We start from the raw sequence: 18950 nt of genomic DNA, 5'->3' as shown, positions 1-18950 counted from the left end.
CCACCCGAGAGACCGGCGGACGAATCACCCGCACTCGCCCGTGGCCAGGAAGCGCGAGAAGAACCCGTGTCACCCCGAACCCTCCTGGGTCCCTACACCCGCCTGTTCGCCGTCCCCGGCTCCGCCCGCTTCTCCTTCGCCGGCTGGGTCGGCCGCTTCCCGGCACCGATGCTGGGCCTGGGCGCCGTCCTGCTCGTCGAGGGGGAGACCGGCAGCTACGGCCTGGCCGGCGCCGTCTCGGGCACGCTGGCCCTGTCCTTCGCGGTGGCCGGCCCGGTGTGGGCGCGCGCGATGGACCGGCGTGGCCAGGCCACGGTCCTGCGCATCGCCATGGCGGCGTTCCTGCTGACCGGGACCGCGTTCGTCGCCACCGTCGTGGCCGGCGGCCCGCGGTGGAGCTGGTTCCTGCTCGCCGCGGCCACGGGGTTCAGCAGCCCGAACATCGGCTCGCTGGTGCGGGCGCGGTGGTCGGCGCTGCTCGACCCGCAGGGCCGGCAGACGGCGTTCGCCTTCGAGGCGGTGGCCGACGAGGTGGTGTTCGTCCTCGGGCCGCCGCTGGTCACCCTGCTCGCCACCCTGATCGCGCCTCCGGTGGGCTTCCTGACCGGCATCGTGCTCGGCGTCGTCGGCGGGCTCTGGCTCGCGGGGCAGCGGGCCACCGAGCCACCGCTGCACGTCGCGGCCCCCGACGCCCCGAAGCGCCGCCGGTCGGTGCTCACCCCGACGCTGCTGGTCGTCGTCGTCACCTACCTCGCGGTGGGCACCGTGTTCGGCGCCATCGACGTGGTGGTGGTCGGGTTCGCCGAGGAGGAGGGGGCGCAGGCCCTCTCCGGCCTGGCGCTGGCCGTCTTCGCCTTCGGCAGCCTGGTGGCGGGGCTGGTCTACGGCCTGGCGAAGCTGCCGGGGACGCTGGCCGCGCGGTTCGTGGCGACCGGCCTCGCGTTCGGCCTGGCCGCGCAGGTCCTGTGGGGCGTGGGGTCGCTGCCGGTGCTCGTCGGCTGCGGGTTCCTCGCCGGCCTCACGATCGCGCCGGTGCTCGTCTCCGGCACCTCGCTGGTCGAGTCGCGCGCGACGCCGGGCGGGCTGACCGAGTCGCTGGCCTGGACGATCACCGGCCTCACCGTCGGCGTCACCGCGGGTTCCGCGCTGGCCGGCGCCGCGGTGGACGCCTGGGGCGCGGAGGCCGCCTTCGCCGTCCCCGCCCTGGCCGGTGGCCTCGCCGGGCTGCTCGCGATGGCCGGCTCCCCGCTGCTGCGCCGCCCCGTGAGGACGGCGGTTCCGCAGGACGGAAGCCCGCGGGTGGATGTGCCCGCGGCCGGGTAGCGCGCCTCCTCGGTAGGTCGCGCGCCATCCGGTGCCGCGACACCTCCCCGACCGGAAGGACCACTTGTGGCTGGCGTTCCCACGATCACCCTGAACAACGGCGTCGAGATCCCGCAGCTGGGCTTCGGCGTCTACCAGGTGCCGCCCGAGGACACCGCCGACGTCGTCAGCGTGGCGCTCGAGATCGGCTACCGGCACATCGACACCGCCGAGATGTACGGCAACGAGAAGGGCGTCGGCGAGGCCGTCGCGCGCTCGGGCATCGACCGCGCCGAGATCTTCGTGACCAGCAAGCTGAACAACGGCTTCCACCGCCGGGACGACGCCCTGCGCGCGTTCGACCAGACGCTGGCCGACCTGAAGTTCGACCAGCTGGACCTCTTCCTCATCCACTGGCCGCTGCCGACCATCGACGTCGACTACGTCGAGACGTGGAAGGCGATGGAGGAGATCTACGCCAGCGGCCGCGTCCGGGCCATCGGCGTCTCCAACTTCAACCCGCACCACCTGCGGCGGCTGTTCGCCGAGACGGAGATCCGGCCCGCGGTGAACCAGATCGAGGTGCACCCCTACCTCGCGCAGGACGACGTCCGGGCCTTCGACGCCGACCACGAGATCGTGACCGAGGCTTGGTCCCCGATCGCGCAGGGCAAGGTGCTCGACGACCCGGCGATCACCGCGATCGCCGAGCGGCTGGGCCGCACGCCGGCCCAGGTCGTGCTGCGCTGGCACGTGCAGCGCGGCGACGTCGTCTTCCCGAAGTCGGTGACCCGGGAGCGCATCGAGCAGAACTTCGCGCTGTTCGACTTCGAGCTCGGCACCGAGGACATGGCGTCGCTGACCGGGCTCGACCGCGGTGAGCGGACCGGCCCCGACCCGGACACCTTCGACTACATCCCGCGCTGATCAGGCCGCGCCGGCCCGCAGCAGGGCCGCGCGCACGATGGCCAGCACCGCCTCGCCGTCCAGGCCCGCGTCCCGGGCCTGGACGGCGAGCTGCGTCGCGGTCCGGCGCACCTCGTCCTCGGCCGGCCGGTGCTCGGGCCGGGTGACGACGGTGCCGGTGCGCCGGCGGCTGGCGACGAGGCCGGCCGCCTCGAGCTCGGCGTAGGCCCGGGCGACGGTGCCCGTGGCGACGCCGAGGTCGGCGGCCAGCGCCCGCATGGTGGGCAGCCGCGCGCCGTCGTCGAGCAGGCCACCGTCGACGTAGGCGGCGATCTGGCGGCGGATCTGCTCGTAGGGCGGCGTCGCCGCCTGCACGTCGACGGTGATCTCCAGCGCCACCGGATCAGCCGGCCCGGACGGGTGGGGCGTCGGCGGGCACGCCAGGTGCGCGGATGCACGCGACGACGACGCCCGCGACCAGTGCCGCCCCACCGATGACGGACGTGGCCGTGCCGACGGCCCCGAGCAGCCCGGAGTCGACGCTGCTGGTGGCCACCGAGTGCCAGGCCCGTCCGGCGACGAACAGCAGCCCACCCGCGACGACGAGGGGGACCGCCACCGCCACGCGCAGCACCCGGTGCACCGAGGCGCGGCGCAGCGCGGCCTCGACGGCGTCGTCGGCGGTGGCCACGGCCGGGCGGTCGGCGACGATCCACAGCGCGGCCGCCGTGAGCGCGCCCAGCACGAGGAGGCCGATGCCGGCCGGGGCGCCGTAGAAGACCCCCGGGAACGGGCTCGCGGTCGCGCGGACCAGGTCGCTCCCGGCACTGACGCTGCGGCCGTCCTCCTCGGCCAGGAGACCTCCGCCGAGCAGCACGACGACGACGAGCCCCGCGGCCAGACCGCCGACGCGGACCAGCCACGGAGCCGCCTGGTCGACCAGACCCCGGCGGACGAGCCGCGCCCGCCGGACCTCCCCCTGCGGGCGCGGCCAGGTCAGCTCGCCGAGGGCCAGGACAGCCGTGTGCACGACGCCGAACGCGATGGGCACCAGGAGCGCGGTGACGCCCAGGCCACCGGGCGAGCTGTCCCCGAGCCGGGTGGTGCCGACGTAGAGGGCCGCCATCGAGCCGAGGAGCAGGGCCGCTCCGGACGCGTGGGTGGCGTGCGCCCGGGCTGCCGCGACGGCCGTCTCGCGGCTGGGCGGTGAGCGCCGGGCGACCGCCGTCCCGCCGGCGAGGGTGATGGCGGCGGCGAGGAGCACCCCCAGCGAGAGCAACCCCATGACGACCTCCACTGCTCCATTGACCCAAGAGATTGAGACAATGACAGCAGCGAGGTCGGTGCGCAAGCCCCGTCAGCGACCGGGGGTGTGCCGTTCCTGCCCTGCTCCGCCGGTCCGTCGCTCCTGCCTGGACGCGGCGCGCCGCTCACCGCCGTGCGGGTCGGGGATCTCCACCCAGGGCACCTCGGTGCCGTTGCGGGGGATGGCCTTCGGGTCGTCGTGCGTCGGGGGTCTCATGGGTCTCGCCCTTCTCGTGCCCCCGTGCGCCGGTTTCCGTCCGGTCCCGTTCCCCGGACGCCGGTGGGCTAATCCGTCGTCACGAAGTCGATGAGCTCCTCGACCCGGCCGAGCAGCGCCGGCTCCAGGTCGGTGAAGCTGCTGACGCGGGCCAGGATCCGCTGGGCCCAGACGTAGCCCGCGTCGTCCTCCCAGCCCAGCCGCCGGCAGACACCGGTCTTCCAGTCCTCGCCCTTGGGCACGACCGGCCAGGCCGTGATGCCGACGACGGACGGCTTGACCGCCTGCCAGATGTCGATGAACGGGTGCCCGACCACCAGTGCGTGCTCTCCGGTGATCTGCTCGGCGATGCGTGACTCCTTGGAGCCCGTGACCAGGTGGTCGACGAGCACGCCGAGGCGGCGGCCCCGCATGGGCCGGAAGTCCCGGACGATCGCCGGCAGGTCGTCGACCCCGTGCAGCGGCTCGACGACGACGCCCTCGATGCGCAGGTCGTGGCCCCAGACCTTCTCGACGAGCTCGGCGTCGTGCTTGCCCTCGACGTAGATGCGCCCGGCCCTCGCCACCCGCGCGCGGGCGTTCTCCACGTACAGGGAGCCCGACGCGCTGCGCAGCGGTCCGGACGGCGCCGCGTGCTTCGGCCGGACGAGCACGACCGGCCGGCCGTCGACCCAGAAGCCGGGCCCGAGCGGGTAGCCCTTCACCCTGCCGAAGCGGTCCTCGAGGTGGACGACGTCCTTCTCGCACCGCACCACTGCGCCCACGAAGCCGGAGCTCGGGTCCTCGACGACGAGGTCCTTCTCCGCCTCCACCTGGGGCGCCGGCTTCTTCACGGTGCGCGGGTGGACCAGGTCGTCGTACGGCGAGCGGGGTGGCATCCCTCCATGCTGAGCACGCGACCGGCCGGGGCCGCGGAGGACGCGCCGGTGCGACTCCGGCTGACACGCCCGGCGAACCCGGATGTCGCTCTGCGTGACCGGGTTGCTGCGCCGTCCTGCCGGAGCCGGTCGAGCTCGTGGCCCACAACCGGATGGCGCGCCCGACCTGCACGGACACGACCCGGGACCCGGGTAGCCGTGCCGCGCGGTCACGTCAAACGGTGCCCCGATGTCCCCCGAGGTCGCGCGTGTCGGACCGGACGAGATCGTTTCGCCCTCGTGGCGCCGGTCACCCATTCGAGGGACCGCGCCACCCCGAGCTATGGATGGGAGCACCACGACGATGATCGGCACCGACACCATCAGCCGCGTGATCGGCCAGGACGTCTACGACGAGTCCGGCGAGAAGATCGGCTCGGCCGCGGAGGTCTACCTCGACGACGAGACCGGTCAGCCCGAGTGGGTCACCGTGCGCACCGGCATGTTCGGCACGAAGGAGTCCTTCGTGCCGATCCGCGACGCCGACCTGACCGACGACGGCGTCCGCGTACCGGTGAGCAAGGAGCGCGTGAAGGACGCCCCGAAGATCGACACCGACGGGCACCTCTCCCCGCAGGAGGAGCAGGAGCTCTACCGCTACTACGGCATGGGCGCCGGCACCGACACCGCCCGCACCACGACCACCACCGAGTCGACCACCGGCATGGCCGGCACCGGCATGGCCGGCACCGGGATGGCCGGTGGCATGACCGGCACCGACACCCGCGGGACCGTCGGCCACGACACCTCCGGCCCCACCACGGACGACGCCATGACGCTGTCCGAGGAGCGGCTCAACGTCGGCACCCGCTCGCAGGAGGTCGGCCGCGCCCGGCTGCGCAAGTACGTCGTCACCGAGAACGTCACCGAGACGGTCCCGGTATCGCGCGAGGAGGTCCGCCTCGAGCGCGAGCCGATCACCGACGCCAACGCGGGCAAGGCCATGGACGGGCCGGCCATCTCCGAGGAGGAGCACGAGGTCGTCCTGCACGCCGAGACCCCGGTCGTCGAGAAGGAGGCCGTCCCGGTCGAGCGCGTGCGCCTGGACAAGGAGACGGTCACCGAGCAGACCCAGGTGAGCGAGGGCCTGCGCAAGGAAGAGGTCGAGCTCGACGCCGACGGCACGGCGCGGGACCGCGGCGACCGCATGTGACCCACCCCGGCCCTGCGACGGGCCGCACGGACGGCGGCGGCCGGTCGAGGACCAGACTCGGCCGGCCGCCGTCGTCGGTGCAGGTGGGATGCTCACAGCTGTGAGCGAGCCCACCGTCGTGCCCGACGCCGTCGAGCCCCCCGGCTTCGCCGGCCCGCAGGACCTCGCGGCCGCGCTGGAGGCCACCGGCTACCTCCCCGACGAGGGTCTGGCGACCGCGGCCTACCTGGCACTGGTCATGCACCGCCCGCTGTTCCTCGAGGGCGAGGCCGGTGTCGGCAAGACCGCGCTGGCCCAGGCGCTCGCCCAGGTCACCGGCCGGCCGGTCTACCGCCTGCAGTGCTACGAGGGGCTGGAGGCCAGCCAGGCGCTCTACGACTGGGACTTCGGCCGGCAGCTGCTGCACCTGCGGGCCGCCGAGGCCGCGCACGCCACGCAGGACACCGCGTCCCTGGAGGCATCCCTCTACGACCGCCGCTTCCTGCTCGCCCGGCCGCTGCTGCAGGCCCTCGAGGACTCGCCGAGCGTGCTGCTGGTGGACGAGGTCGACCGCGCCGACGACGAGTTCGAGGCGTTCCTGCTGGAGGTCCTGTCCGACTTCACGATCTCCATCCCGGAGCTCGGCACCGTGAGGGCGCAGACCCCGCCGCTGGTCGTCCTCACCTCCAACCGGACCCGCGAGGTGCACGACGCGCTCAAGCGGCGCTGCCTCTACCACTGGCTGCAGCACCCCGAGTTCGACCGCGAGGTGGCGATCCTCCGCCGGCGGCTGCCGCAGGTGACCGAGCAGCTGGCCCGCGAGGTCGCCCGCGCTACGGCGAAGCTGCGCACCCTGGACCTGCTCAAGCCGCCGGGCATCGCCGAGTCGATGGACTGGGCGACCGCGCTGCACACCCTCGGCGCCCGCGATCTCGACCCCGACCTGGCCGCCCGCACGCTCGGCGCGGTGCTCAAGTACCGGGAGGACACCGAGCGCGTGCAGGCGATGGCGAGGGGAGCGCTCTTCGGTGGCTGAGGAGGTCGCGGTCCGGGACGTCGTCGACACGGTCCTCGGCTTCGCGCGGACGCTGCGGCACGCCGGGGTGGCGGCCTCGCCCGACCGCGTCGAGTCGATGCTCGTGGCGCTGGGCTCGCTCGACGTGCTCGACCCGGGCGCCGTCTACTGGGCGGGCCGGCTGACGCTGTGCGCCGGTCCCGACGACCTCGACCGCTACGACGCCGCCTTCTCCGCGTACTTCGCCGGCGAGCGGCCGCGCGTTCCCCGGCCGAACGCCCGCCCCGAGCTGCACCTGACGGCCGCGGCGCCGCTGGAGCCGGGCAGCTCCGACGGCGCGGACGACCCCGAGGCACCGGATCTCGCCGTCCAGGCCAGCGCGGAGGAGGTGCTGCGGCACCGCGACGTCGCGGAGCTGACCCCGGCCGAGCGCGAGCACCTGCGGCGGTTGTTCGCCCTCCTGGCGCCGGCGACGCCGATGCGCCCGTCGCGCCGGCGGCGGCCCAGCGCCCAGGGGCCGGTGCACCCGGGGCGGACTGTCCGCCGGGCGCTGCGCAGCGGCGGCGAGGTCACCCGGCTGGCCCACCACCGGCGGCAGGCCCGCCCGCGCCGCGTCGTCCTGCTCGTCGACGTGTCCGGCTCGATGGCGCCCTACGCGGACGCGCTCCTGCGGTTCGCGCACGCCGCCGTCCGCGCCCGTCCGGCGACCACCGAGGTATTCACCATCGGCACCCGGCTGACCCGCGTCACCCGCGAGATGCGGCTGCGCGACCCCGACCGCGCGCTGGCCGCCAGCGGCTCGGCGATCCCCGACTGGTCGGGCGGCACCCGGCTCGGCGAGGTGCTCAAGGCGTTCCTGGACCGGTGGGGGCAGCGCGGCACGGCCCGCGGCGCGGTCGTCGTCGTGTGCAGCGACGGGTGGGAGCGCGGTGGCACCGACCTGCTCGCCGCGCAGATGGTGCGGCTTCGGCGGCTGGCGCACGCCGTCGTCTGGGTGAACCCGCACAAGGGGCGTACCGGGTACGAGCCGCTGACGGGTGGGATGCAGGCGGCGCTGCCGTCGGTCGACCACTTCGTGTCCGGCCACAGCATGGCCGCGTTCGAGGAGCTGACGGGAGTGATCCAGCGTGCGTGACGTCCTGGACGAATTGGTCGGCTGGTGGCAGGCGGGGGAGACCGTCGGCATGGGCACCGTCGTGGCCACCTGGCGGTCGGCACCCCGCCCGGCCGGTGCCTCGATGCTCGTCGGCCCCGACGGCACCGCCGTGGGCAGCGTCTCCGGGGGCTGCGTCGAGGGCGCGGTCTACGAGGAGGCCAAGGACGCCGTCGAGACCGGCGTGCCCACCCTGGAGCGCTACGGCGTCAGCGACGACGACGCGTTCGCCGTCGGCCTGACCTGCGGCGGGATCCTCGACGTCTTCGTGGAGTCGATCTCCCGCGAGTCCTTCCCCGAGCTCGGCGAGGTCGCCGAGTCCGTCGACCGGCACGAGCCGGTCGCCGTCGTCACCGTGGTGAAGGGGCCCGACGACCGCCTGGGACGGCGGCTCGTGCTCTGGCCCGACCGCGCCTCCGGCACGCTGGGGCTCCAGCGCCTGGACGACGCGGTCGCCGCCGACGCCCGAGGGATGCTGGCCGCCGGACGCACCGCCCTGCTGCACGTCGGGCACGACGGCGAGCGCCGGGGCGACGACCTGACGCTGTTCGTGAACTCGTTCGCGCCGCCGGCCCGGATGGTCGTCTTCGGCGCCATCGACTTCGCCGCCGCCGTCGCGCGGGTGGGTGCCTTCCTCGGCTACCGGGTGACCGTCTGCGACGCCCGGCCGGTGTTCGCGACGGCGAAGCGGTTCCCCGACGCGCACGAGGTCGTCGTCGAGTGGCCGCACCGCTACCTGCAGGCCGAGGTGGACGCGGGGCGGATCGACGAGCGGACCGTCCTGTGCGTGCTCACCCATGACCCGAAGTTCGACGTCCCGCTGCTCGAGGTGGCGCTGCGGATCCCGGTGGCCTACGTCGGGGCGATGGGCTCGCGACGCACGCACGACGAGCGGCTGGAGCGGCTGGCCGAGGCAGGGCTGTCGGAGGCGGAGATCGCCCGGCTGTCCTCGCCCATCGGCCTGGACCTGGGGGCGCGCACGCCCGAGGAGACGGCGATCTCCATCGCGGCCGAGATCATCGCCGGGCGCTGGGGCGGCACGGGCGAGCGGCTGGCCGGTACCGACGGCCCCATCCACCGGACGGCCGAGCGCTGACCCCGCAGCTGCCGTACCGGCACGACGTCGAGGTCGTCGGGCTGCTCGCCGCGCCGGAGCACCGGTACGGCGGGCGCCCGGGTACCGGCACCCGGAACTGGGCCACCGAGCAGTCCGCGGACCGGCGCGACAGCATCGAGGTCCGCGGGGGCTTCGGCATCGTCGGGGACCGCTACGCGGGCAGGCCCGCCCACCGCGACGCCTCCGTGACGGTGCTGGCCGCCGAGTCGGTGGAGGCGCTGGCCGCCGAGCTGGGCTCCGGCCCGCTCGACCCGCTGCTGACGCGTCGCAACGTGGTGCTGCGCGGCGCCGAGGTGGAGGCCCTGCGCGGGCAGCTGTTCTCGCTCGACTCCGGTGCGGGCGAGGTGCTGCTCCAGGGCGGTCGGCCGGCGAATCCCTGCGCCTGGCTGGACACCGTGCTGACCGTCGGCGCCCACCGGGGGATGCGCGGGCGCGCCGGCATCCGCTGCGCGCCGCTCTCGGACGGCGTCCTGCGGCTCGGGCCGGCCGTCCTGCGCAGCGCCGTCCCGCTCGATCCGACCCGCGCCGGTGCGGTCCGCCGGCCGGCCCCGCACCGAGCAGGGAGGACCGCATGACGACCGCCCCCACCCCCGTCGTGGGGCTGCGCCGCGAACGCGAGGTGCTGACCGTCGCGCTGGCCACGCACCGGCACGTCGTCCTGGAGGGGCCGCCGGGCACGGGCAAGTCGACGCTGCTGCGCGCGGTCGCGGGCGACACGGGCCACGACGTCGTCTTCGTCGAGGGCAACGCGGAGCTCACGCCCGCCCGCCTGGTCGGCCAGTACGACCCGTCCGCGGTGCTCGCCGGGGGCTACCTGCCGGAGAACTTCACCGACGGCCCGCTCCTCACGGCGATGCGGGGCTCGGGCCTGCTGTACCTGGAGGAGCTCAACCGGATCCCCGAGGAGACGCTGAACGTCCTCATCACGGTGCTCACCGAGGGGGAGATCGCCGTGCCGCGGCTCGGCACGGTGCGGGCGGCGTCCGGCTTCCGGCTGATCGCGGCGATGAACCCCTTCGACGCGATCGGCACCGCCCGTGTGGGCCAGGCCATCGCCGACCGCATGTGCCGGGTGGTGCTGGGCTACCAGCCGGAGGAGGCCGAGCGGGAGATCGTCACGGGGGTGACCGGGGCCGCGGCGGGGACCGTCACCCTGGCCGTCCGGCTGGTCCGGGCCACGCGGGAGCACCGCGACCTCCGGACCGGCTCGTCCGTGCGCGGCGCCATCGACCTGGTGCTGCTGCTGGACGGGCTGCTCGGGCTGCGCGGGCTGGATCTCCCCGGCGGGCGGGAGAGCGCCCGCGACGCGGCGCACGCCGCTCTCTCGGGGCGGATCCGGGTCACCGAGGGCGTCGACCGGACCCCGGAGGCGGTGCTCGACGAGATCCTGGACGAGGTCTGGCCCGTCGACGCCGGACCTCCGGAGCCGCCGCCCGCGGGCGACGGTCCACCGCCGGGAGGTGGCCAGGGAAAAGCGCCGGGCCCGCCGGCTGAGGCGGGCCCGGACGCGAGCACGTCCCGCCGCGACCGCGCGTCGCGGCGGTCACCCCGGACGACCGGACGCCGGGAGATGCGGCTGCGGCACGACGCCTTCGCCGCGGTGAGCCCCGACGTGGGGGAGCTGGACGAGGACGCCTTCACCGGCCTCATGGGCGAGGACCCGGACGCCGCCGCCGCTCTCCTCGCCGACCTGGCGACCGCCACCGACCGGGAGCTGCGCGCCGCCGCCCGCCGGCTGGCCGCCCGGGTCTTCGTGCGGGTGGGGCGGACCGGGGCGGCCAGGGCCCGGGGCACGCGGCGGCTGGTGCCGTCGCGGCGTCCCGAGGGCGACCTCGACCTGGACCGCACCCTCGACCGCTGGACCGGCGTCTGGCCGCCCGCCCCCGAGGACCTGGTCACCCGACGCTGGGCGGGATCGCGGCGGGCCGTCTGCCTGCTGGTCGACCGATCCGGGTCGATGCAGGGCCTGGGCGTGGCGATCGCGGCGGTCGCCGCGGCGGGGGTCGTGCTGGCGGCCGACGAGCGGCTCACCACGAGCGTGCTGACCTTCGCCGACGACGTCACCGTGCTGCAGCCGCACGGCCGGCACCGGGCGGCGGAGGACGTCGTCCTGGACCTGGTCGGGCTGCGGGGGCACGGGCGGACCGACCTCGGGGCGGCGCTGCGCGGCGCCCGGCAGGAGCTGGCGCCGGCGACGGCCGACGAACGGGTCGTCGTCCTCCTGTCGGACTGCCTGTCCACGGCCGGGGAGCCCCCGGAGACGGCGCTGACCGGGATCGACCGCCTGCACGTGCTGTGCCCGCTGCCGACCGTGGAGGCCCTCGACGCGGCCCGCCTGCTGGCGGCCCGCGGCGGCGGCACCGTGGAGCCCGTCCGCTCCCTGACCGACCTGGGGCCCGCCCTCACCCGCGTGCTGGGCTGAGGACGGGCCGCCCGGTCACCTCCGGTCGGCGTCGGTGTAGACGATCATCCCGCGGATGTTCTTGCCGTCCCGCATGTCCTGGTAGCCCTGGTTGACCTCTTCCAGGGAGTACTTCGTGGTGACCAGCTCGTCGAGCTTGAGCTGCCCCTCCTGGTAGAGGGAGAGCAGTTCCGGGATGGCGTTGCGCGGGGCGAGCCCGCCGAAGATCGCGCCCTGCAGGTCCTTCTGCAGCAGCGTGAGCTCGAAGAGGCTGAGCTTCACGTCCATGTTGGCGTAGTTGCCCATGCCGGTGACGACGACGCGGCCGCCCTTGCCGGTGAGGCTCAGCGCCGTGGCGACGTCCTCCCCCTGGATGTCGCCGACGGTGATGATCGTCTTCTCCGCCATGCGGCCCCAGGTCAGCTCGTTGACCTTTCCGGCGGCCTCCTCGGCGTTCTCGTAGACGTGGGTGGCGCCCATGTCCATGGCCCACTCGCGCTTCTTGGCCACCGGGTCGATGACCATGACCCGCTTGGCCCCGGCCGCGGCGGCGCCCTGGACGGCGTTCATGCCGACGCCGCCGGCGCCCATGATCACGACGTTCTCGCCGGGCCGGACGTCGGCCACCTTGGTCGCCGAGCCCCAGCCGGTGGTGACGCCGCAGCCGACCAGCGCGGCGACCTCGAGCGGGATGTCCGGCTCGATCTTGACCACCGACGCCTGGTGCACGGTCATGTACGGGGAGAAGGTGCCGAGCAGGCACATCGGGATGACGTCCTTGCCCTGGGCCTGGACGCGGTAGCTGCCGTCGGAGATGGAGGTGCCGGCGAGCAGGTTGGCACCGAGGTCGCACAGGTTCTGCATGCCGCGCGAGCACGGCGGGCACTGGCCGCACGCCGGGATGAACGCGGTGACGACGTGGTCGCCCTCCTTGAGCCCGGTGACGCCCGGGCCCACCTTGGTGACGACGCCGGCGCCCTCGTGGCCGCCGATCACCGGGTAGAACGCGACGGGGGTGCCGCCGGTGACCAGGTGCTCGTCCGAGTGGCAGAGGCCCGAGGCGGCGAGCTCGACGGTGACCTCGCCCTCGCGCGGATCACCGATCTCGATCTCCTCGACCGACCATTCCTCGCCCACGCCCCACAGGATCGCGCCCTTGGTCTTCACGCTGGTTCCCTTCCGTCGACACGCCGCCGTTGGCAAGACAGAGCGGCGCGGTACCCCTGGGTACCGTGCCGTGGCTCACACTCTGCTGACGCCGGAGACGACCCGTCAACCCTGACTGCCGGGTATCGGTGGCGGGCTGCAACGTCGTGCAGCGGTCGGCGAGACTGGGCCGGTGTCCGGCGCTCCCGTGGTCGTGGTCGGCGCCGGGCCCGTCGGGCTGACGGCGGCACTGCTGCTCGCCCGCCGGGGGCTGGACGTCGTCGTCCTCGAGCGGCACCGCGAGCCCTATCCGCTGCCCCGGGCGGTGCACCTCGACGACGAGGTCTTCCGGGTCCTCCAGGCGGCCGGGGTGGCCGACGACGTCCTCGCCCGCAGCCGGCCCATGGCCGGGCTCCGCCTGCTGGACGGCGCCCACCGCGTGCTCGCGGAGTTCGCACGGGACCCCGACGCCGGGGTGCACGGTTGGCCGCAGGGGTCGCTGGTGCACCAGCCGGACCTGGAGGCGGTGCTGGCGGGGGCGGTCGCCGCGGCCGGCATCACCGTGCAGCGCGGGGTCGAGGTCACGGGGCTGACCCGGGACGACGACGGCGTCACCGTGGCCGCGCGGGCCCGCGGCGACGGGGTGGACCGTTCCGTCCGGGCGTCGGCGGTGCTCGGCTGCGACGGCGCCGGCAGCACGGTCCGGGAGCTCATCGGCGCCGCCATGCGCGACCTCGGCCGCCCCGACCGCTGGCTGGTGCTGGACGTGGTCTCGTCCGCCGAGCTCCCGGTGTGGCCGGGGGCGCACCAGGTGTGCGACTCGCGGCACCCCGCCACGTTCATGCCGGTGACGGGGGACCGGTATCGATGGGAGAGCCGGCTGGCGGCGGGGGAGACGGTCGCCGACGCGACGACGCCGGCCCGCCTGGCCGAGCTGCTGCGCCCGGTCGACCCCGGCGCCGTCGAGATCGTGCGGGCGGTCGAGTACACGTTCCGGGCGCAGGTCGCCGACCGCTGGCGGGCCGGGCGGGTGCTGCTCGCGGGGGACGCCGCCCACCTCTCGCCGCCGTTCGTCGGCCAGGGTCTGGGCCTCGGGCTGCGCGACGTCCACCAGCTCGTCTGGAAGCTGGCCGCCGTCCTCGCGGGTGAGGCGGACGACGACCTCCTCGACACCTACCAGGCCGAGCGCGAGCCGCACGCGCGCGCGCTGATCCGGGTCGCCCAGCTGCTCGGGGCGCTCATGACCGGCGGCGGGCGCGGCGGAGACGTCGTCCGGCGCGGGGTGCTGGCCGTGCTGCGCCGCATCCCTGCCGTGGCCGCCCTGGCGACCGACAGCCGGACGCCGCCGCTGCGACTGGGCGGACGCCGGCGCGGGGGGCCGGTCGGCAGCCTCGTGCCGCAGCCCGAGGTCGTCGTCGACGGGCGGCCCTGCCGGCTGGACGACGTCCTCGGCGACGGCTGGGCGGAGCTGACGGCCGACCTCGTCGTCCGCCGCAACGACGGGACGACGGTCCCGGTGCAGGACCCCAGCGGCCGGCTGGCCGCGTGGCTGGGCGGCTCGACGGTCCGGATCCGTCCCGACCGCATCGTCGCCGCGGTCCGCTGACCACGACCGGGTGATCCCGTGGCCGGTCCCGTCGGTGACCTGCACGCTCACCGCGTGCCCAACCGCCTGCTGACCACCCCCGCCCGGTCAGGTGGACACCGACCGTGATCCGGGTCCGCTCGCCACGTTCGGCCTCGACCCCGGCGAGCTGGTGGTGAAGCTGGGCGGTGGGGGCCTGGGCGGCCTGCTCGGCTCAGGCCTCGCGGCGGCGGCGGGCGGGGTTGACCGGCTGCAGCGCGGTGTCGACGGCGGCCTGGCCGAGCTGGCGCTCGAAGCCCGGGGGGATCACGAGGTCGTCGCGGCCGAGCTCACCGACGGACGGCCGGCCCAGGCCCACCATCGCCGAGCCGAGCCCGTCGCGCAGCAGGTCGAGCACGTTCTCGACGCCCGCCTGCCCGTTGGCCGCGAGGCCCCACAGGTACGCGCGGCCGATCATGACCGCCTTGGCGCCGAGGGCCAGCGCCTTGGCGACGTCGCCGCCGCGGCGGATGCCGCCGTCCAGGAGCACCTCGATCTGGTCGCCCACCGCGTCGACGACCGACGGCAGGGCGCGGACCGAGGCCGGCGTCCCGTCGAGGTTGTTGCCGCCGTGGTTGGACACCGAGATCGCCGTGACGCCGGCGTCGACGGCGCGCCTGGCGTCGTCCACCCGCATGACGCCCTTGAGCATGAACGGGCCGTCCCACTGCTCGCGCAGCCAGGCGACGTCCTCCCAGCTCGGCATGGGCGAGTTCATCCACATGCCGTAGGCGCCGAAGAACGTGGGCGCCGGCTCGCCGGGGGTGGCCACCATGTTGGGCACGCTGAGGTCGGGGATCTTCCCCGTCCTCGCGAAGTCCCAGAGCCAGCGCGGGCGCACCAGCACCTGCGGGGCGTAGCGGCGGGCGGCCTCGAAGTCGATCTTCTCCGGGATGAAGGGGCTGCCCCAGTCGCGGCCGTAGGCGAACGACCAGTCGAGGGTGGCGATCATCCCGACCGCGCCGGCCTTCTTCGCCCGGTCCATGCGGGCGAGCATCTCGTCGCGCGTGCCGACCCAGTACATCTGGAAGAAGGTCTGCGGGTTGGCCGCGACGACCTCCTCGATGGGCTTGCTCGCGAACGACGAGAGGCCCATGGCCACGCCGCGGGCCGCCGAGGCGCGGGCGACCGCCACCTCGCCGTCGGGGTGGACCGCCTGCACGCCGGTCGGGCTGATCAGGACCGGCATCGAGACCGGCTGCCCCATCACGGTGACGCCCATGTTCCGCTCGTTGGCCAGGCCGGCGGTGTGCGGCGCGAACCCGAGCTCGGCGAACGCGGCGAGGTTGTCCTCGAGCGTCAGCCCTCGCTCCGAGCCCGCGACCAGCGCGCCGTAGACGCCCTTGGGCAGCCGCTTCTTCGCCCGCCGCTGCGCCTCGGCCACGCTCTCGAACCAGGGGTTCGCCATCGTCGCTCTCCTCGAATCGGGGATCCCGGCCGACCCTTGACGAGCCGGTGGCACTGAGTGCCATGCTAGCGCCAGGCGGTGAGACGGCCGCCACATCGGGCATCGACGGAGGAGTCGGACGTGGGCGGACGGCTTGACGGCAAGGTCGCATTCATCACCGGTGCGGCGCGGGGCCAGGGGCGGGCGCACGCCGTGCGGTTGGCCCGGGAGGGCGCCGACATCCTGGCCCTCGACCTCGCCGGCCCGCTGCCCGGCGTCCCCTACGACTCGGCGACGCCGGACGAGCTGCAGGAGACGGCGGCCCTCGTGGAGGCGCAGGGCCGCAAGGTCCTGACCCAGCAGGGCGACGTCCGCGACCTCGACGGCCTGAGGGAGTTCGTGGCCCGGGGCGTCGAGGCCTTCGGCCGGCTCGACGTCGTCGTCGCCAACGCCGGCATCTGCATCCCGGCCACCTGGGACGAGACGACGCCGCAGGTCTTCCAGGACACGATCGACATCAACGTCACCGGCGTCTGGAACACGATCATGGCCGCCGCGCCGCACATGGTCGCCGCGGGCAACGGCGGGTCGATCGTGCTGACCAGCTCCTACGCGGGCAAGAAGATGCAGCCGTTCATGATCCACTACACGACGAGCAAGCACGCCCTCGTCGGGATGACCCGCGGCTTCGCCGCCGAGCTGGGCCCGCACCGCATCCGCGTGAACTCGGTGCACCCCGGCGGTGTGGCCACCCCGATGGGCAGCGGCGACATGATCACCGCGATCGAGCACACCAACGCGAGCAACCCGAAGCTCGCGGCCATGGGTACGCCGTTCATCGACCCGGGCTACGCCGAGGCCGACCAGATCGCCGACGCCGTGGCGTTCCTCGTCTCGGACGAGGCGTCGTTCATCACCGCCGAGCACCTGTCGATCGACGGCGGCGCCCAGTACTTCTGACGTCGTCGCGGGGGGTGGGCCCTCAGCCGCTCAGGCTGGGGAATCCGCCCGTCAGCTCGTCGAAGGCCCGGGTCAGGTGTCCCCGCAGCGGGTCGTGGTCGTCGGTGAGCCAGACGGCGAAGGCCGTCATCGCCGCCGCACGCGTGCTGGCCCCGACCAGCCGCGGCAGGAGGTCGGTGGGGGAGCGTCCGGTGCGGCGGGCCACGTGCTCGGCCACCACCCGGTCGATCTCGGCGTAGCGCAGCTGCGAGTGGGCCTGCAGCGCGGGCTCGGTGAGGATCAGCCGCATCCGCTGCCGGAGCACCGGCAGGTCCTCCGGCCCGTAGTCGTTGACGTCGACGTAGGCGCTGCAGATCGTGGCCAGCACCGGCGCGGAGTCGTCGGCGCCGCGCAGGAGCTCGTCGAGCCGGGCCACGTGCCGCGCGAAGTCGCCCCAGACCGCGTCGGCCTTCGTGGGGTGGTGGCGGAAGAACGTGCGCCGGCTGATCCCGGCGGCGTCCGCGACCTCGTCGGCGGTGACGGCGTCGAAGCCGCGCAGGGTGAACAGGTCCAGCGCCGCCCGCTCCACCCGGGCGCGGACCGCCTCGCCCTGCTCCGTCGAGGTCACGCGCCGATCATGCCGGTCGGCGGGCCCGGGAGGATGCTGGTCGGGACGCCCCGCCCGCTGTTGTCGGTGGCACCGGGTGCCACTAGCCTCGCCCCATCCACCCGTGACCGCGATCACCTGGAGTGCCCCGTGCCCGAGACCGACACCGCCGTCGAGACCGCTCCCGCCGCCGAGGTCGAGCAGGAGGAGCTGGTCGAGGAGTCCCTCGTCGAGGAGGTCTCCATCGACGGCATGTGCGGCGTCTACTGATCCCGGTGACGACCGCGGTCGGCTTCGACGTCGACCAGCCCTGGCAGAAGGCGCGGTCGGTCGCGCTGCGGCCCGAGCCGTTCGGTGCGCTGGTCTACCACTTCGGCAACCGGAAGCTCTCCTTCCTGAAGTCGAAGCAGCTGGTCGCCGTCGTCGAGGCGCTGGCCGGCCACCCCACCGCAGCTGCGGCCCTCGCCGCCTGCGGCGTCACCGACGCGCAGCGCGGCGCGTACGTGAAGGCGCTCGCCGACCTCGCCCGCTCCCAGATGATCGAGAGGCGCCAGCCGTGACCGCAGTCCTCCCCTCGCGCCCGACGGGCGGCCGCCTGGTCGACCAGTTCGAGTACGGGCTCGACGCCCCCATCTGCCTCACGTGGGAGCTCACCTACGCCTGCAACCTGGCGTGCGTGCACTGCCTGTCCTCCTCCGGACGGCGGGACCCGCGCGAGCTGTCCACCGCGGAGGCCGAGGCGGTCATCGACGAGCTGCAACGGATGCAGGTCTTCTACGTCAACGTCGGCGGTGGTGAGCCGACCGTCCGGCCGGACTTCTGGCACCTCCTCGACTACGCCATCGGCCACGACGTCGGCGTCAAGTTCTCCACCAACGGCATCAAGCTGGACCGGGCTCGCGCCGAGCAGCTCGCCCGCACCGACTACGTCGACGTCCAGATCTCCCTGGACGGCGCCACGGCGGAGGTGAACGACGCCGTCCGCGGCACGGGCTCCTTCGCCACCGCGACCCGGGCGCTGGAGAACCTGGCCGAGGCCGGGATGAAGGACGTCAAGGTGTCCGTGGTCGTCACCCGCGAGAACGCCGGCCAGCTCGACCAGTTCACGGCCCTCACCGACCGCTACGGCGCCCAGCTGCGGATCACCCGCTTCCGGCCGTCGGGCCGCGGCGCCGACGTCTGGGACCGGCTCCACCCGACCCAGCAGCAGCAGCGCGAGCTCTACGCCTGGCTGCTCGCCAACGGCGAGAAGGTGCTCACCGGCGACTCGTTCTTCCACCTGTCGGCGCTGGGGGAGTCCCTGCCCGGGCTGAACCTGTGCGGGGCCGGGCGGGTGGTCTGCCTGATCGACCCGGTCGGCGACGTCTACGCCTGCCCGTTCGCCATCCACGAGAACTTCCTGGCCGGCAACGTGCGCGACGAGGGCGGCTTCCAGCGCGTGTGGCAGTCCTCGGAGCTGTTCGCCGACCTGCGCAACCCGCAGACCGGTGGCGCCTGCACGAAGTGCGCGCACTTCGACGCCTGCCGCGGCGGCTGCATGGCGGCCAAGTTCTTCACCGGTCTGCCGCTCGACGGACCGGACCCCGAGTGCGTCCAGGGCTACGGGGAGACGGCGCTGGCCGCCCGCGACGCCGGGCTGGCCACCCCGCGCAGCCACGTCGACCACTCGCACACCGGGCCGGTCCGGGGGCAGCCGACGCTGCTGGGCCTCCCCTCGATCCCGAGCAAGATCTGCGACGAGTCGCCGCTGGCCGGGCTCGACCTGCGCTGACCCCACCCGGA

The 18950-nt window shown here is 74.5% G+C and carries 20 protein-coding genes; 13 read left to right on the top strand and 7 right to left on the bottom strand.

Annotation, left to right across the window (positions count from 1 at the left end; all coding sequences use genetic code 11):
• The first annotated feature begins 66 nt into the window (after positions 1-66).
• Entirely contained in the window at positions 67-1323 is a 1257-nt protein-coding gene (locus DCS98_RS13805) for an MFS transporter (RefSeq protein WP_116451969.1), read from the top strand.
• A gap of 66 nt (positions 1324-1389) precedes the next feature.
• Positions 1390-2229, top strand: a complete 840-nt coding sequence (locus tag DCS98_RS13800) for an aldo/keto reductase (protein WP_116451968.1) — start codon at positions 1390-1392, stop codon at positions 2227-2229.
• On the opposite strand, the gene DCS98_RS13795 is transcribed toward DCS98_RS13800, so the two are convergent.
• From DCS98_RS13795 to DCS98_RS13785, 4 genes are all read right to left on the bottom strand, one after another.
• Positions 2230-2607, bottom strand: a complete 378-nt coding sequence (locus DCS98_RS13795) for a GntR family transcriptional regulator (RefSeq protein WP_116451967.1) — start codon at positions 2605-2607, stop codon at positions 2230-2232.
• A 4-nt stretch (positions 2608-2611) separates the two neighbouring features.
• Positions 2612-3493: a hypothetical protein gene (locus DCS98_RS13790; protein WP_164704565.1), complete on the bottom strand. Its 882-nt coding sequence runs from the start codon at positions 3491-3493 to the stop codon at positions 2612-2614.
• Positions 3494-3565: 72 nt separating this feature from the next.
• Complete coding sequence (locus DCS98_RS23045) at positions 3566-3730, bottom strand: hypothetical protein (RefSeq protein WP_164704564.1); 165 nt, start codon at positions 3728-3730, stop codon at positions 3566-3568.
• Positions 3731-3798: 68 nt separating this feature from the next.
• Positions 3799-4608, bottom strand: coding sequence for a DUF3097 domain-containing protein (locus tag DCS98_RS13785; RefSeq protein WP_116451965.1), 810 nt, complete (start codon positions 4606-4608; stop codon positions 3799-3801).
• Between the two features lie 343 nt (positions 4609-4951).
• On the opposite strand from DCS98_RS13785, the gene DCS98_RS13780 reads away from it, so the two are divergent.
• From DCS98_RS13780 to DCS98_RS13755, 6 genes are all read left to right on the top strand, one after another.
• Positions 4952-5800: a DUF2382 domain-containing protein gene (locus DCS98_RS13780; protein ID WP_116451964.1), complete on the top strand. Its 849-nt coding sequence runs from the start codon at positions 4952-4954 to the stop codon at positions 5798-5800.
• A 100-nt stretch (positions 5801-5900) separates the two neighbouring features.
• A complete protein-coding gene (locus DCS98_RS13775; protein WP_241037975.1) occupies positions 5901-6815 on the top strand; it encodes an AAA family ATPase in 915 nt (304 codons plus the stop codon).
• Positions 6808-7929, top strand: a complete 1122-nt coding sequence (locus DCS98_RS13770) for a vWA domain-containing protein (protein WP_116451963.1) — start codon at positions 6808-6810, stop codon at positions 7927-7929. Before DCS98_RS13775 ends, DCS98_RS13770 begins: the two co-directional genes overlap by 8 nt.
• Complete coding sequence (locus tag DCS98_RS13765) at positions 7922-9043, top strand: XdhC family protein (RefSeq protein ID WP_116451962.1); 1122 nt, start codon at positions 7922-7924, stop codon at positions 9041-9043. Before DCS98_RS13770 ends, DCS98_RS13765 begins: the two co-directional genes overlap by 8 nt.
• Positions 9044-9249: 206 nt before the next feature.
• Positions 9250-9639 carry an MOSC domain-containing protein gene (locus tag DCS98_RS13760; protein WP_241037973.1) on the top strand — a complete coding sequence of 130 codons (390 nt, stop codon included), beginning with the start codon at positions 9250-9252 and terminating at the stop codon, positions 9637-9639.
• Complete coding sequence (locus tag DCS98_RS13755) at positions 9636-11486, top strand: AAA family ATPase (RefSeq protein ID WP_116451960.1); 1851 nt, start codon at positions 9636-9638, stop codon at positions 11484-11486. Before DCS98_RS13760 ends, DCS98_RS13755 begins: the two co-directional genes overlap by 4 nt.
• A gap of 15 nt (positions 11487-11501) precedes the next feature.
• Here DCS98_RS13755 and DCS98_RS13750 read toward each other — a convergent pair whose 3' ends face one another.
• On the bottom strand, positions 11502-12632 hold the full coding sequence (locus DCS98_RS13750) for an NDMA-dependent alcohol dehydrogenase (RefSeq protein ID WP_116451959.1): 1131 nt from the start codon (positions 12630-12632) through the stop codon (positions 11502-11504).
• Positions 12633-12804: 172 nt separating this feature from the next.
• Between DCS98_RS13750 and DCS98_RS13745 the strand changes: the two genes are divergently transcribed.
• Entirely contained in the window at positions 12805-14217 is a 1413-nt protein-coding gene (locus tag DCS98_RS13745; protein WP_116451958.1) for a bifunctional 3-(3-hydroxy-phenyl)propionate/3-hydroxycinnamic acid hydroxylase, read from the top strand.
• 193 nt (positions 14218-14410) lie between these two features.
• Here the strand turns inward: DCS98_RS13745 and mftD are convergent, their stop codons facing one another.
• A complete protein-coding gene (gene mftD, locus DCS98_RS13740) occupies positions 14411-15643 on the bottom strand; it encodes a pre-mycofactocin synthase MftD (protein ID WP_116451957.1) in 1233 nt (410 codons plus the stop codon).
• Between the two features lie 120 nt (positions 15644-15763).
• Between mftD and DCS98_RS13735 the strand changes: the two genes are divergently transcribed.
• Positions 15764-16582 (top strand): mycofactocin-coupled SDR family oxidoreductase, encoded by an 819-nt coding sequence (locus tag DCS98_RS13735; RefSeq protein WP_116451956.1) that lies wholly within the window; start codon positions 15764-15766, stop codon positions 16580-16582.
• 22 nt (positions 16583-16604) lie between these two features.
• Here DCS98_RS13735 and mftR read toward each other — a convergent pair whose 3' ends face one another.
• Positions 16605-17189, bottom strand: a complete 585-nt coding sequence (gene mftR / locus DCS98_RS13730; RefSeq protein ID WP_116451955.1) for a mycofactocin system transcriptional regulator — start codon at positions 17187-17189, stop codon at positions 16605-16607.
• A gap of 129 nt (positions 17190-17318) precedes the next feature.
• Here mftR and mftA point away from each other — a divergent pair, with 129 nt between their 5' ends.
• From mftA to mftC, 3 genes are read left to right on the top strand one after another with little or no spacing between them, the layout of a single operon-like run.
• Positions 17319-17438: a mycofactocin precursor MftA gene (mftA, locus tag DCS98_RS13725; RefSeq protein WP_116451954.1), complete on the top strand. Its 120-nt coding sequence runs from the start codon at positions 17319-17321 to the stop codon at positions 17436-17438.
• Between the two features lie 5 nt (positions 17439-17443).
• Positions 17444-17728, top strand: coding sequence for a mycofactocin biosynthesis chaperone MftB (gene mftB, locus DCS98_RS13720; RefSeq protein WP_241037971.1), 285 nt, complete (start codon positions 17444-17446; stop codon positions 17726-17728).
• Positions 17725-18939, top strand: a complete 1215-nt coding sequence (gene mftC, locus DCS98_RS13715; protein WP_116451953.1) for a mycofactocin radical SAM maturase — start codon at positions 17725-17727, stop codon at positions 18937-18939. The genes mftB and mftC overlap by 4 nt, the downstream gene beginning before the upstream one ends.
• The last annotated feature ends 11 nt before the right edge of the window (positions 18940-18950 follow it).

The sequence above is a fragment of the Blastococcus litoris genome (assembly GCF_003075095.1).
In the GTDB taxonomy this organism is placed as follows: Bacteria; Actinomycetota; Actinomycetes; order Mycobacteriales; family Geodermatophilaceae; genus Blastococcus_B; species Blastococcus_B litoris.
This window is presented reverse-complemented; position numbering and strand designations above follow the sequence as displayed.